Raw genomic sequence first — 14,330 nt, 5'->3', positions numbered from 1 at the left:
TAAGCAAAGCCTTATCTTGTGCCCAGACTCACCAGATAGTGTGCCAAACATGACTCAGTCGAACCCCAGGATCAGCAAGGCGGTCATCCCAGCCGCCGGTCTCGGCACGCGCTTTCTTCCCGCAACCAAGGCCACTCCCAAAGAGATGCTGCCTGTGGTCGACAAGCCCGCGATTCAGTACGTCGTCGAAGAAGCGGTCGCAGCCGGACTCTCCGACGTACTCATGGTCACCGGCCGAAACAAGCGTCCCCTGGAGGACCACTTCGACCGCAACTACGAACTGGAGGAGGCGCTCACCCGCAAGGGTGACGAGAACCGCCTCAAGAAGGTTCAGGAGTCCAGCGACCTCGCCACCATGCACTATGTGCGCCAGGGTGACCCGCGCGGCCTTGGGCACGCGGTCCTCTGCGCCGCTCCGCACGTCGGTGACCAGCCGTTCGCCGTTCTCCTCGGCGATGACCTGATCGACCCCCGCGACCCCCTGCTCTCCCGCATGGTCGAGATTCAGGAGCGCGAGGGAGGCAGCGTCATCGCCCTGATGGAGGTCGACCCGGAGCAGATCCACCTCTACGGCTGCGCCGGCGTGGAAGCCACCGCCGAGCCGGACGTCGTCAGGGTGACCGAACTGGTCGAGAAGCCCGAACCGTCCGAGGCCCCCAGCAGCTTGGCCATCATCGGGCGCTACGTTCTCACCCCCGCCATCTTCGCCATACTCCGTGAGACCCAGCCAGGTCGCAGCAACGAGATCCAGCTCACCGACGCGCTGGAAAAGCTGGCCGCGGACGAGACGGTCGGAGGGCCGGTGCACGGTGTCATCTTCACCGGAAGGCGTTACGACACCGGGGACCGCGGCGACTATCTGCGAGCGATTGTCAGACTCGCATGCGAACGTGAAGACCTGGGACCCGAGTTCCGGAGTTGGTTGCGCAGCTATGTGACCGAGGAGATGTAACAACAGTGAGCAGCACGATCTGGTCGGTGGACGACCACCTGGAGGACGTCCTCGCGGCGATCCGCCCGCTCGAACCGATCGAGCTGCATCTGTTGGAGGCTCAGGGATGCGTCCTCGTGGAGGACATCACCGTCCCCGTGGCGCTGCCCCCCTTCGACAACAGCTCGATGGACGGCTATGCGGTGCGCACGGCCGATGTCGAGCAGGCCACCGAGGAGTTTCCCGCCGTTCTCACCGTCATCGGCGATGTGGCGGCCGGCGGCGGAGCGCTTCTGGAGGTGGGCCCCGGTCAAGCCGCTCGGATCATGACCGGGGCGCCCCTGCCAGCCGGCGCCGAGGCGGTGATCCCGGTGGAGTGGACCGACGGCGGCACCGGCCAGGGGGCGGCCACCACCATGCTTCCGGCCGGCAGCTCACCCGAAGGGGCCGGCGGCGAGGTGCGCATCCACCGGTCGGTCACCGCCGGAGCCCACATCCGTATCCGCGGCAGCGATGTCCGGGCCGGTGATCTCGCCCTCGCCCGGGGCACGGTCCTGGGCCCCCCGCAGATCGGGCTGTTGGCCGCGATCGGCCGTGGCACCGTACGGGTGCGGCCGCGACCGCGGGTGGTGGTGCTCTCCACCGGGAGCGAGTTGGTGCAGCCGGGAGAGAGCCTGAGCGAGGGTCAGATCTACGACTCCAACAGCTACTCGCTGGCTGCCGCCGCCCGGGACGCGGGCGCGCTCTCCTACCGCGTCGGCGCGGTCACCGACGACGCCGACGAGTTGCGCTCCACCATCGAGGACCAACTGATCCGCGCGGATCTGCTGGTCACCACGGGCGGTGTCAGCGTCGGCGCGTATGACGTGGTCAAGGAGGCCCTCGCCTCCGTAGGCGATGCCGACGAGCCGGGCAGCGGCATCGACTTCCGTACGCTCGCGATGCAGCCGGGCAAGCCGCAGGGGTTCGGCACCATCGGCCCCGAGCACACCCCGCTGCTTGCGCTTCCGGGCAACCCCGTCTCGTCCTATGTCTCTTTCGAGCTGTTCGTACGGCCCGCGATCCGTGCCTTGATGGGCCTCGAAGACCTCCATCGGCCACGGGTGCGCGCCACCCTCCGGGCCGAGAGGGCGCTGAGCTCCCCGTCCGGTCGCCGGCAGTTCCTCCGCGGTGCGTACGACCCGGTCGAGGGCGCCGTCACCCCGGTGGGCGGTTCCGGCTCCCATCTGGTCGCCGCCCTCGCCCACGCCGACTGCCTGATCGTGCTGGCAGAGGCCCAGACCACGGCCGAGCCCGGCACGGAGGTGGAGGTGGTCCTGCTCAGCTGACTCTCGCCTTGGGGGAGTACCGTGTCTGCGCACATGGGCCTGAGCGGCCCCTTCTGGCCCCGATGACCCCGACCGGGAGCGACAGCACCGACATGAGTAGCCAAGGCAGGCTCACACACATCGACGAGGCGGGTGCGGCCCGGATGGTCGATGTCTCCGCGAAGGAGATCACCGCGCGTACCGCACGCGCGAGCGGCAGGGTGCTGGTGTCGCCACGCGTCGTGGAGTTGCTGCGGGGCGAAGGTGTTCCCAAGGGCGATGCGCTGGCCACCGCCCGTATCGCCGGCATCATGGGCGCCAAACGCACCCCCGATCTGATTCCGCTCTGTCATCCGCTGGCCGTATCCGGAGTCAAGGTCGAACTCTCGGTCGCCGATGACGCCGTGGAGATCACCGCCACCGTCAGGACCACCGACCGCACGGGCGTCGAGATGGAGGCGCTGACCGCCGTCTCGGTGGCCGCCCTCACCGTCGTGGACATGGTGAAGGCCGTCGACAAGGCGGCCGTGATCACCGATGTGCGGGTGGAGGAGAAGACGGGCGGCAAGTCCGGAGACTGGAGCAGGACATGAGCCGCCCGCCGCGCGCCGGCGAGGTACACAGCCACAGCCACGGCCCGGCCGCCACCCCCACACCCGGCAGCGCGCCTGACACCTCCCGCCGAGCGCTGGTGATCACCGCCTCCAACCGGGCCGCCGAAGGCGTCTACGAGGACACCACGGGCCCGATCCTCGCCCAAGGACTCACCGCGCTCGGCTTCACCGTGGACGGACCCCGGATCGTGCCCGACGGAGACCCTGTCGGGCGGGCCCTGCGCTCCGGGGTGGCGCAGGGATACGACGTCATCCTCACCACCGGGGGCACCGGCATCTCACCCACCGACCGCACCCCCGAGGCCACCCGCACCGTCCTCGACTACGAGATCCCCGGAATCCCCGAGGCCATCCGCGCCCACGGCCTGGCCAAAGTGCCCACCGCGGCCCTCTCCCGAGGCCTCGCCGGAGTCGCGGGCCGCACCCTGGTCGTCAATCTCCCCGGCTCGACCGGTGGCGTACGCGATGGCCTGGCCGTACTGGAGCGGCTGCTGTCGCACGCCGTGGACCAGATCCACGGCGGCGACCACCCCAGAGCCGCCGGGAGCCCGAGCTGAACGCGTCCTGGCCGGTGGTACTGGCGTCCGGCGATGTGGTCCTGCGTCCGATAAAACTGCGCGACCAGCGCAGCTGGCGCGAGGTGAACCGCCGCAACCGCGACTGGCTGCGCCCATGGGAGGCGACCATCCCGCCCCCCGTCCCCGGCGCTCCGACCGCCCAACGCCCCACCTACCGCCAGATGGTCCGCCATCTGCGCGCCGAGGCGAACGCGGGCCGCATGCTGCCCTTCGTCATCGAGTACCGGGGACGACTGGTAGGCCAGTTGACCGTCGCCGGGATCACCTGGGGCTCGATGTGCTCCGGCCATGTGGGCTACTGGGTGGATCGCGATGTGGCGGGCCGCGGGGTGATGCCGACCGCGGTCGCGCTCGCCGTCGACCACTGCTTCCGCGGTATCGGACTGCACCGGATGGAAGTCTGCATCCGCCCCGAGAACGGCCCGAGCCGCCGCGTCGTGGAGAAACTCGGATTCCGTGAAGAGGGACTGCGCCCCCGCTATCTCCATATCGACGGGGCATGGCGAGATCATTTGGTCTTCGCACTCACCGCCGAGGAGATCCCCGACGGGTTGCTGCGCCGGTGGCAGCGGGCGAGACCAGGAACACCCCGATAAATAGAATGTATATTCGATTAGTTTCCGGAGTGACCATGTTGTGATCTGAACATTCGCAAAAAAGTCCGTGATATCAGCGGGATCGGGCGACACACCGGGCCAATTGGCGGATGCCCTTGCAAGAATCCCTCTACGGTGTGACCGTGAGCAGCAGCGGCCTCATCTACGCAGTCATCGTCGGGGCCTGGGCCGCCTACCTGGTGCCGATGTGGCTCCGCAGGCAGGACGAGTTGAACGAAGCTCGTCCGACGGAACGCTTCTCCACCGCCATCCGGCTGCTGTCCGGACGCGGTGCGATGGAGCGCCGGTACGCCAAGGAGCTACGGGAGCGCACCGAGGCGCCGCCCGATTCCGACGTCGACCCGGATGCAGCCACGGACCCTTTGAGTTCCGTGGACGTCCGGGCTTTTGCCGCGCCCCGCACGGAGGTCAGGGTTCCCACCCCGGCAGCCACCGCCACCCCGGCCCCGGCCCAGCCCCGCCGCCCGCGCCCCAACCGCGCGGCCACCGAGCGCGCCCGCCGCAGCAAGGTTCTGGCCCGTCGGCGGCGCACCACGGTGATGCTCTTCATCGGCTTCACCGTGGGGGCGGTCGTCGCCGCGGTAGGCGGACTCGGCCTGCTCTGGGCTCCGGCTCTGCCGGCGGTGCTGCTGAGTGTGTACATCATGTATCTGCGCGCTCAGGAGCGACGGCGTTTCATGGTGGTGATGGACCGCCGCCAGGCCGAAGTGGCGGCGCAGCGGCTGCGGGAGAACCGCCCCCGCCGTCAGCAACCCTCACCGCCCCCACCTCGCCAGGACGAGCAACCCGCCCCTCGCCCCGAGCCCGCACCGGTCTCCCCCCAGGAGGCCGGTCGTCGTGCGCTGGTGGAGCAGACGGACCATGCGGAATGGGTCGACCAGCAGCGCGATCGCGGCCCGGCGACGGGCGACAGCTGGGACCCGGTCCCGGTTCCCCTGCCGACCTATGTGACGGCACCCGTGGCCCCGCGGGCAACCTCCGGAGTCGACCTGAGCGACCCGGAGACCTGGAGCTCGGCCCGCTCCTCCACCGCCGACCCAACCCCTGCTCCGGACGACCCCGCAGCCCGCACCACCCCCGCCCCCCGCCGCACCACCCGCGACCGCGGCCGCACCCCCCTCTTCGACCAGTACGCGGACGACGACCGCCCCCGCGCGGCCAATGAGTGACCCGGACCGGCCGTCGTGACCAGCGCGGGAACGGATTTCCAAGCACGCTGATCGGGATGCTAGAGTTTCCTTCGTTGCAAGGGCCTGTGGCGCAGTCTGGTAGCGCACCTCGTTCGCATCGAGGGGGTCTGGGGTTCAAATCCCCACAGGTCCACCGCAGCTCAGAGCCCCTGTCGGAGAGATCCGGCAGGGGCTCTTCGGCGTTGTACAGCAGCGAAGTGCAGCAGCTGCTTCTGGTCTTGTGCGAGCCGTCGGACCGGTTCGGGTGTTGGTGGTCACAGCCCCCGAACCGGCCCGCCCTACGGGGGCTGTGTCATCGGTGCAGGGTCGTCACCCTCAGGGTCGGGTCGCTGGCGATCTCGGCTGCGGTGAAGCGTTCGGTGACCCACCGCTTGCGGGTGAAGAGGCGGGTCTGGTCCGAGTAGTGGGGTGAGGCCGGGTTGGCTGACTGGCCGTAGGTGAGGAGGGTGTGGGCGCGGGGGCCGCTGGGGGTCAGTTCGACGGCCATCAGGAAGCTGGTGCCGAAGGCACCGGCGGGCGGGGTGCCGGATCCCGAGCCGGGGCCTGCGTCCACGATGTTGAAGCACCCCCTGCGACCGGTGCAGCCGGGCAGCGGTATGCCGGCCCACTTCTGTACGGCGCCGAGCCTGGTGTCGGCCGGGAGGCCGCGAGCGGCGAAGTCCTGGACGGTGTCGGCCAGGGCGCGCTGGACGCGGGCGTCGTCGCCCTTGATGCCGCGCGGGGTGGTGAGGGGCTCGGCCGGGTCGTAGGGGACACGGTGCCAGGTGTCTGGCCCGCCGCTCCTGAGGAGCCGGTCGAGGAAGGCGGCCCAGAGCGCGGCGCCCCGGCTGCCGGTGTCGGCGCGGGTGTCCCAACGGGCGAGGATCGTGCAGGCCTGCCGTACGTCGACCTCCTTGCCGTCCGTGGTGGTCATGCGCGGGTGGGCGCGGCACATGCCGACCACGTCGTCGCGGCCCGTCTCGGCCGACAGGACGCGGTTGCCGAGCATCGACGCGCGCAGGGTGGCCCCGGTGAAGCCCGGGGCGCCGAGTCCGTCCGTGCCGTCCGCGCGCTGGTCGATCATGCGGAGTCCGAGTTGGGCGCGCTGGCCGAGGCGGGGATCACTGTCATAGGTGCCGGGGAAGCCGGTGAGCGGGGCCTCGGGGTTGGTGTAGTGGGGTCCGTTGTTGGAGTTGGCGACGTAGTCCTCGCGGCTCAGCTTCGGCTGGTTCGACGGGCCGTAGACGCCCGGCACGAGCGCGTCGGAGTCACTGCCCCAGACACAGGCCGACGTCGAACCGTCGAGGGCGGCGGACCTCTCCTCGCCGTCCGGGCTGGCGCAACGCCTCAGCTGTTCGTCGGTGAGGTGTGGGACCACCGAGGAATCGGTGAAGTAGGTGCCGCCGCTGGTGTCGGCCGCGAGGGTGTAGGTCCAGGGAATGCCCTGGTAGGTGTCCTGGGCAGCGCGTAGTTGGCTCAGGTTCTGGGCCTTGCCCATGGCCAGCCAGGTGTTCATGGAACGCAGGTTGTCGGCGTTGGCGTCGCGGATGGTGTAGGCGGTCTTGGCGGTCCAGTTGGAGGACAGGACGGGCCCGAAGCGTGAGGTGTACAGGGTCCGGTTGACACTCGACAGCTTGCCGTGGCTGTCGCGGACGGTGACCGGGACGGTTTGGCGTCTCATCTGCTCGGCCTTGCCGTCGAAGACGTAGCTGGTGGGGTCGCCGGGCACCAGCTTCAAGGCGTAGAGGGAGGCGTGTTGGGCGTCGCTCGCGGTGTGGGTCCAGGCGAGGTTCCGATTGTGGCCGATCTGGATCAGGGGGGTGCCGTACAGGCCCGCGCCGGACACGTTCAGGGTGCCGGGGATCGTCAACTGCACCTGGTAGAACCGCAGGTTGCCGCGGGTCCAGGGAAGGTGTGGGTTGGCGAGGACCATCGCGTTGCCGGAGCGGGTGGCATCCCGGCCGAGTGCCCAGCCGTTGCTGCCGACGCCGGCCGCTTTGGGTCCCGGCCTGCTGGGAGCGACGGACGCTGCGGCGGTGGCCTTGGTGGCCGTGGTGCTCTTGCCGTTTGAGGTCCCGGAGGTCATCGGGTCGTCGACGCCTGGCGTCGGAGGCTTCGCGTTGCCGATGTCCGGCGCCAGCGGCGTCACCCCCGTCACCCCGTTGACGTCGTACACGACGCTCCACAGGTCGAGCGGGGTGATCGGCCGAGCCCAGGGCTTGCCCTTGCAGCGAGGGTCCGGCAGCTTGCCGACGCCCGTGTCCCGCAGATAGCGGTTGTATCCGGCGGCGTACCCCTCGACCATCCGGCGCAGCTCCGCCGTCGGGCCGAGCGGTGCCTTCCGGTTGAGCAGCTGTTGTACGGTGCCCGCGCGCAGTTGCCCTTTGTAGTACGTGTCGCTCGCGAGGTTGGAGCCCTTGCCTTGCTCTCCGTCAGGCCCGAAGAACCGAGATCGCTCACCGCGTAAGGTCACCACCTGGTCGGCGAGTCCGCACGCGTTGTCCTGCGCGAACGCGTAGCCGTAGCCGTATCCGAGCCCGTCGAAGTCCCGGGCCAGGATGTGCGGGATGCCGTACTCGGTCCGGCTGATCCGTGCCGTGTGCCCGCCCTCGGCTACCGTTTCGCGGTCCGGTCCCGTCGCGGCGGACGAGGGTGCGGGCAGCAGGGCCACGGTGGCCGAGGTGAGACAGAGAGCGGCTGCGACAGTTGTTAAACGGCTTGTCAAGGACGATCTATGACGCGTGGTCAATGGTGTGGGTTCACGCATGGCTGCCACCCTTCAGGCTGAGCCGAAGGGCGGCATCGAGCCTCAGGCGTATTTCCGCGAGATGCGTCACTCTGCGGGTGTACACCTGTGGGGGCCATTGGCTGTCCGGCTCGCTGTCCGTTGCGCTCTGGACACCGGAGACCTCATGCGACAGCTGCCTTCCACGCAGAAACACTTGATGGACGTGCCCTTACGGCTGTGGGCCCGCTCCGTGTTGTCAGTCAGCGCTGGCGGTGGGTGTCTGGCCGCGCTGGGCCTGCCGCAACCGTGCGGCCTGCATACGTGCCAGGGACAGCAAGGCCTCTGAATTGGCCTGCCCTTCGTGCGCGTAGGCCATCGCGACCACCACGGTGTCGACCCGCATCACCATCGCGACGAGCGGATGCCCGCTGGACCGGTGGAGCCCGGTTCGCGCGATGCTCTCATCGCCGACCTTGGGCATGGAGATCTCTCGGTCCCGCGCATCGGCGTACGAAATTTTGCGTCGCTCATATCCGGTCTGCGCGGTCCCGGTGTCCTCATATGCCACGGCCTCGATATGCACACTGCCCGTGCTCTCGGGGTTGTCGTACTGAACCCGTGTATGGCTCTTCTGGCCCACGCAGGCGCCCTGGGGCTTGCGACACGGCGCATCCTCACCGGTGTCGCCGCCTTGAAGCCGTGTCGCACCCACCTTCCAGCCGGTGGGCATGGACTGGAGATCGGGCAGTGCCCCCTGGAGCCGGGAGTAGTCGAGGGCCGTCACCAGGGGAGGGGCCGACGAAGTGCTGGGGGACTTGTTCTCCGAGGAACCCGTGCCACCTGTGTCCGCACCGCCGCATCCGGCGACCAGCAGGGTCACAGCGGCTGCTACCGAGAGCCATCTACCCCTGGCCAACCGCTTCCGGTGTATCAGATCCCCCTCGGTGCTCAACTGGACCGCAGTGTAGATATGGACTGCATGGCGAGGGAACGATCATCAGTAGACAGTCAGGCGTGATCTTGGGGCGCCCCGGGATCCCACTGGAGGCACTCACCCGCCTGCGTCCACGGTGGCCCGCGCTCCCATCTCACAGGGATAGCTGCGGCGGTGGCCTCTGCCGGGGTGCGGATCAGGAAACGCTGCGGTCATGAATGCTCCCGCTGCATATGGTTGTTGATCGTGTCGATCAGCTCGGTAAGGCCGTCATGGGTGGCCCAGGAAAGACGCTCTTTGAGGCACTGCCCGCCGGGAAAGAGAACGAGGGCACGTTGCGCTTCGGTGGCGAGGGCTGCGGACCGCTCATGGCAGAACGGGTGCTCTGCGGTCGCGAACCTCTCCACCAGGCCGGCGAAGGGAAGGTCCCCTTCGTCTGCCAGGACTACATCGAAACCGAACAAGTGGGGGAAGGTTTGGAGGAATTCCCACCCACTCAGTGGAAGTTCCCTGTACTCGGGCACGCCCTGTCGATCAGCGATACGCAGCAATTCCGCAAGTGTGCGTAGGTAGTCTGCGGGGTCCATATCACCAGCAGCCCGCGCTGCTTTCTCTTTGAACTCTGGCGGGAATGAATCCAGCCCGCCCTGTTGTGCGACTGAATCGGATGCGTAGTCCAAAACTCCGGACGAGGCATAGACGGAGCAGTTCCAGTTCGCGACCCAGTTGCCGCGGACCAAGCGGATATAGCGTTGCAGTTCGTCGTCCAGGGAGAGCTTCCCGCCTGATTCCTGGGCTGCAATGGCGAGATCAAGAACCCTCAGTACGGGGCCGTCCGAGAATAGCGAAGTGGGAAATAGCTGCATCGATCTGACCTTTCTTATGGACCTCTGTGTGGCATAGCCGTAAGTACGATGAAGGGCGGCTCCAAGCCCTGCTTGTAGATGAGGCGTACCTGGACCCAGCTGCTTGCTGGGTGAAGCGCTGCGCTGAGGCGAGATCAATGAAGGATGAGGCGGCAGGTGCGCTCGATTGATCTCGCAGTCGCATCCTCATTTGGTCATCGGTCAGACCGACGTGCTTGTCGATGGGGTGGCTGCCGAAAAGGCCTTCCTGGTTCGCCAGGTCCATCGGATAGTAGATGTTGTCTGGGTCTTCGTTCGGGACGGTGAAACGATGTTCCGGCTTGAACTCGTTTAGCGAACGAGCTCCAAATGCTTGTGCTCGGGCCTCCTCGGCCTGATAGGTGGGCGCGCTTCGATAGGCTTCCTCAAGAGCCGGCAACAATTGGTTTAGGCGTCCTACAAGGCCGAGTAGCTTCCCCTCGTATGCAGACACCGCACGGTTGATCGCTCCTGTGTCGATCTCAAGGGTGATGCCGATGCCCAGGCCGCGCCCCATGCTCAGAATTCCCTTGCCTATCTTCTTCACATCGCTCATATCGAGACCGTCTTTGACACGAGGCAACGCGTCCCAGACCGCCTTGCGGTAGATGCGGGCCACCTCCTCGCGCATCTCCGAAGCCGCTTCGGCATAGGCCCGCATGATCTGGCTTACTTCCTGAGTCGTGTCCCACAGCACGGACATGACCGGGTGACTTCCGGTGCCTTGTCCCCCGGCGCTGTCGTGCTTCCACTCGTAGCCCGCCGTCGACGTTCCCCATGCCGTGGTGCCCCACAGGGAACTCGTGAACTGTCGCATCGCCGACTGCCATTCACCGTTGTCGGGATCGGATATGGATGCGATCGCACCGGTCAGCGCGCTATCGATTTGCGACACGGCGAAGCCCGGCTTCAGCCAGGCCAGGGCTATTTTGTCGAGTTCCAAATGGTTGGGCAGTGGCAGAATCTCGCCTGCCCTGCCCCATCTGTACACGGTGCCCAGCAGGTCACGAATGATGTCCATCGCCCAGTCGGGGACGCCCTCCAGGAGCCATGAGATGAGCCCTGAACTGTAGTCGTCCAGGTCGCCCCATTGGGGATCTGGAATCCGCTGATAGTTCGGGGGTGAGTCGATGACCTTGGGGACGGGGAACTGGACGGGCCTGGCTGTGCCGGAGGGGTGGCTGGCGGCCTCTGCCTTGGAGTAGTTGTTGGCAGTGGTGACGAACCCTACGGCGACACCGCCGACGCTCGTGACACTCTTGGCCCAGACATCCAGGAAGCGATTTCCCACTTTGACGTAGGCGGACGACACCATCTGCGCTGTCGTCCCGTACCCTCCGCAGTCCATGAACTCCACCAGGTCGTAGATCAGGTTGGTGGCAGCCTTATGCAACATGCCCTGCTGGAGCACCACGCCCTCTGCGACACCGTTCAGTTCTGACGGCTCGACATCAATACCGGTCCCGCGCGCAGGAGTCCCTGCTGGTTGACTCATCGTGCGGGGGAGTTGCGTTCGCCGAAGGGTCTCGCACCATGGGCGCGCCGGCCGCAGTCCCGGCGGGGTGGAGACCCCCTGTCTACCGAGTGATCGACACCTGGTCATCGGGCCAACACTTCGGGGCCACCGCGGGCCGGGCCGTTGGTTGCGTGCGCGCTTCGGAGTCACCCGCGGGGTGCGCTCCACCATCGACGGGCCACCGCAGGAGCGACAGCCGTCCCCGGTGGGGGTTTCGGATCGCGGAAGCCGGTTTCGTACGCCGTCGAGCGCTTCTTGGGCCGCGGCCCGTCAGCCGTGGGCTCGCGGGACAGCGCCCGCCCGGTCGGCCTACCCACGAGGCCTTGCGGACACTCAGCCCAGCGGCTTGATAAAGCAGCGGCTGCCCGCGTAGTCGCGGTAGTGGCCGAACTTTCGCGGTGACACGGTGTAGCCGCTGGAGGCGTAGAGGGCTATCGCCTCCGGCTGCTGGTCGCCCGTCTCCAACACCATCTGGGTGCGGCCCGCGGCCCGTGCGTTCTCTTCCAGGGCGGTGAGTAGGCGTCGGGCGAGACCCTGGCCCCGTGCCTCGGCTATGACGTACATCCGCTTCAGCTCGGCGTCGCCGTCCTCGTACCCGTCCTCGTGGTGATCCTGGGTACGCCAGCCGCCGGAGGCCAGTGGGCGGCCGTCGTCGTCGTAGGCGATGAGATAAAGCCCACGCGGCGGATCGAACATCGACGCGTCCAGGGGGGTCTCGTCCCCATCTCCATCGCCGTATCGCTCGATGTATTCCAACTGGACATCAGCGTTGAGCTTGACCGCATCGGGGTGGTCATACCGGACCGAACGTACATACATGCAGGTGATCGTACGTCTTGAGGGGATGCGGACGGAGCGCGGCGGGCTGGGTAGGGTGCCTGGGGTGCTCACCGTGGTGTTCGACGACGCGGTAGCCGCCTCCCGCCGCTCTTGGACCTGAGGAGCATGTCTTGCTCACCGTGACATCAGTGAATGTGAATGGCCTCCGTGCCGCAGTGAAGAAGGGTTTCGTTCAGTGGCTGGCGGCCACCGAGGCCGATGTGGTCTGCCTCCAGGAGGTGCGGGCGGAGCCTGAGCAGATGCCGGAGGGGGTGCGAAGGCCTGACGGCTGGCACACGGCCCACGCACCCGCCGCGGCCAAGGGGCGGGCCGGTGTCTCGCTCTACACCCGGCGTGAACCGGACGCGGTGCGGACCGGATTCGGGTCGCGGGAGTTCGACGGCAGTGGACGATATATCGAGGCGGATCTGCCGGGAGTCACCGTGGCCAGTCTCTATCTGCCGTCGGGTGAGGTGGGTACGGAACGCCAGGACGAGAAGATGCGGTTCATGGCGGAGTTCCTGCCGTATCTGCGGGAGCTCAAAGCCCGGTCGGCGCGCGATGGGCGCGAGGTCGTCGTCTGCGGCGACTGGAACATCGCCCACCATGAGGTGGACCTCAAGAACTGGCGCGGGAACAAGAAGAACTCCGGATTCCTCCCCGAGGAGCGGGAATGGCTGTCCCGCGTCTACGAGGAGGCGGAGTACGTGGATGTCATGCGCGCATTCCACCCGGATCAGGAGGGGCCGTACACCTGGTGGTCCTACCGCGGTCGGGCCTTCGACAACGACACCGGCTGGCGCATCGACCTCCAGGTGGCGACCGAGCGGCTGGCCGGGCTCGCGGTCAAGGCGTTGGTGGAGCGGGCCGAGAGCCATGAGCAGCGTTGGTCGGATCATGCTCCGGTGACCGTTGTGTACGATCTTGGCTAATCGTTGGGAAGCGGTGCTGACCAGGGAGAACGAGGGGGAGCGCTGGTAGCTCAAGGGGCGGGTACGGCTTGTGCGGACCGACCGGTGTTCGCGCTTGTCAGGGACGAGGACGACGCTGGGCTCGCGCTCTGCGCCGAGGTGTCGGGACTTTACGCCGAGCCGCTCCGCACCGCGTACCAACTGCTCGGATGCGTACCTTCCGGGCCGCTGAAGGAGCTCCTGGACAAGGGGAGCGCTCCGATCAGCGCGCGTCTCGACGACCTCTGGATACGGCCGCTGGGAGCTAGCGCGGACCTGAATGCGGCTCAGCCGTCCGACCTGGGCGAAGACAGCGAGCACCCGGCCTGGCTGCTGAGCGGTGTGATGGTCACGGGGGCGCGAAGACACCCCGCTGACCCCACCTGTTGGGATGTCTCCCTCCAGGGCGTGGACGGGCATCTGGGACCGCCACGGGACCTCGGACCCCAGACGGCCGTGGTGCTCCACACCGACCGCGGGGAATGCGGCCGCGGCGCGGACTTCTCCGATGTGCTGCTGCCCGATGACGCTGAGCCGGCCCCGTCGTTGACGCTGCTGGGGTGCGCCCCCGGCCCGGTGCTCAAGGCCGCTCTTGCCTCCGGGACCCGGCGGTCGCTACGACTGGGACCGGTCGTGCTGGAGGTCCTGGGTCGCGACGGCGCTGTAGTGGCCGAGTGCCGTCTGCAGGGCGAGGTGAGAGATTGGCGGCCCTCCGCGCACGGACCCGGGCTGCTCGATCTCGATCTTGACGGCCGGTTCTGGGACCCGGTGCCGCTCTACGCTCGGGAGGTCTGGGAGCGCTGGCGCACGTCGCCGCCGACCGAGCCCGGACTCTGGAGTGCGTATGACCGCCGTGAGCGTGGAGTGTGGCTCGATCTCGTCTGCTCCAGGGCTGCCCGCACCCGGCAGGCCGAGGGTTCCAGGGCCGGCCGCACCCGGCCCGCCGACCAGCCCGCGGGGCGCGTCTATGAGCTGGATGGTCGCCATGCCACGGATGAGCCGGGGCTGTACTGCGCGCTGGGGGAGGCCATCAACGGGCCGGGAGGATACTTCGGTAGCTCGACCGGGGGCCTCGATGACTGTCTGCGCGGCGGCTTCGGGGCGAGGGCCCCGGCCACGCTCATCTGGCGCGGGCATCAGATTGCCCGGGAGTCTCTGGGGCGGGTGCTGGCCTGGGACGGGCAGCCGTTCTCCTACTTCGAGATGATCCTGGACATCCTGCGGGACGGCCGGATGGACGTGGTGCTGGAGTGAGCCGCACCGGTTCAGTCCTGGTGGCAGGG

Annotated in this window: 13 protein-coding genes and 1 tRNA gene; 9 read left to right on the top strand and 5 right to left on the bottom strand. The window is 67.8% G+C overall.

From position 1 onward, the window contains the following. Window positions 1-49 precede the first annotated feature (49 nt). From galU to NBG84_RS17245, 7 genes are all read left to right on the top strand, one after another. Window positions 50-952, top strand: a complete 903-nt coding sequence (gene galU, locus NBG84_RS17275; protein WP_250920362.1) for a UTP--glucose-1-phosphate uridylyltransferase GalU — start codon at window positions 50-52, stop codon at window positions 950-952. 5 nt (window positions 953-957) lie between these two features. After that, window positions 958-2,259: a molybdotransferase-like divisome protein Glp gene (glp, locus tag NBG84_RS17270; protein ID WP_250920361.1), complete on the top strand. Its 1,302-nt coding sequence runs from the start codon at window positions 958-960 to the stop codon at window positions 2,257-2,259. A gap of 92 nt (window positions 2,260-2,351) precedes the next feature. Beyond that, entirely contained in the window at window positions 2,352-2,831 is a 480-nt protein-coding gene (moaC, locus tag NBG84_RS17265; protein WP_250920360.1) for a cyclic pyranopterin monophosphate synthase MoaC, read from the top strand. After that, window positions 2,828-3,409 (top strand): MogA/MoaB family molybdenum cofactor biosynthesis protein, encoded by a 582-nt coding sequence (locus NBG84_RS17260; RefSeq protein ID WP_250920359.1) that lies wholly within the window; start codon window positions 2,828-2,830, stop codon window positions 3,407-3,409. The genes moaC and NBG84_RS17260 overlap by 4 nt, the downstream gene beginning before the upstream one ends. 14 nt (window positions 3,410-3,423) lie before the next feature. Then, entirely contained in the window at window positions 3,424-4,026 is a 603-nt protein-coding gene (locus NBG84_RS17255) for a GNAT family N-acetyltransferase (protein ID WP_250920358.1), read from the top strand. A gap of 143 nt (window positions 4,027-4,169) precedes the next feature. Further along, the gene (gene sepX, locus NBG84_RS17250; protein WP_250920357.1) at window positions 4,170-5,216 is read left to right on the top strand and encodes a divisome protein SepX/GlpR; all 1,047 of its coding nucleotides are present in this window, start codon (window positions 4,170-4,172) and stop codon (window positions 5,214-5,216) included. A gap of 80 nt (window positions 5,217-5,296) precedes the next feature. Continuing rightward, window positions 5,297-5,370 (top strand) — tRNA-Ala (locus NBG84_RS17245). Window positions 5,371-5,529: 159 nt separating this feature from the next. Here NBG84_RS17245 and NBG84_RS17240 read toward each other — a convergent pair. From NBG84_RS17240 to NBG84_RS17220, 5 genes are all read right to left on the bottom strand, one after another. Next, window positions 5,530-7,941, bottom strand: a complete 2,412-nt coding sequence (locus NBG84_RS17240) for a penicillin acylase family protein (RefSeq protein WP_250920356.1) — start codon at window positions 7,939-7,941, stop codon at window positions 5,530-5,532. 259 nt (window positions 7,942-8,200) lie between these two features. Then, on the bottom strand, window positions 8,201-8,896 hold the full coding sequence (locus NBG84_RS17235; protein ID WP_250920355.1) for a hypothetical protein: 696 nt from the start codon (window positions 8,894-8,896) through the stop codon (window positions 8,201-8,203). A gap of 194 nt (window positions 8,897-9,090) precedes the next feature. Next, a complete protein-coding gene (locus NBG84_RS17230; protein WP_250920354.1) occupies window positions 9,091-9,744 on the bottom strand; it encodes a hypothetical protein in 654 nt (217 codons plus the stop codon). Continuing rightward, window positions 9,689-11,257, bottom strand: a complete 1,569-nt coding sequence (locus NBG84_RS17225) for an RNase A-like domain-containing protein (protein WP_250920353.1) — start codon at window positions 11,255-11,257, stop codon at window positions 9,689-9,691. The genes NBG84_RS17230 and NBG84_RS17225 overlap by 56 nt, the downstream gene beginning before the upstream one ends. A 354-nt stretch (window positions 11,258-11,611) precedes the next feature. Further along, window positions 11,612-12,097 (bottom strand): GNAT family N-acetyltransferase, encoded by a 486-nt coding sequence (locus tag NBG84_RS17220; RefSeq protein ID WP_250920352.1) that lies wholly within the window; start codon window positions 12,095-12,097, stop codon window positions 11,612-11,614. Window positions 12,098-12,228: 131 nt separating this feature from the next. Here NBG84_RS17220 and NBG84_RS17215 point away from each other — a divergent pair, with 131 nt between their 5' ends. Both NBG84_RS17215 and NBG84_RS17210 read left to right on the top strand, forming a co-directional pair. After that, a complete protein-coding gene (locus NBG84_RS17215) occupies window positions 12,229-13,029 on the top strand; it encodes an exodeoxyribonuclease III (protein ID WP_250920351.1) in 801 nt (266 codons plus the stop codon). Between the two features lie 84 nt (window positions 13,030-13,113). Further along, window positions 13,114-14,301: a barstar family protein gene (locus NBG84_RS17210; protein ID WP_250920350.1), complete on the top strand. Its 1,188-nt coding sequence runs from the start codon at window positions 13,114-13,116 to the stop codon at window positions 14,299-14,301. Window positions 14,302-14,330 lie beyond the last annotated feature (29 nt).

Source organism: Streptomyces albipurpureus (genome assembly GCF_023701525.1).
GTDB lineage: Bacteria > Actinomycetota > Actinomycetes > Streptomycetales > Streptomycetaceae > Streptomyces > Streptomyces albipurpureus.
Note: the sequence above shows the minus strand (reverse complement) of the source record. Positions and strands in the feature narration are given on the sequence as shown.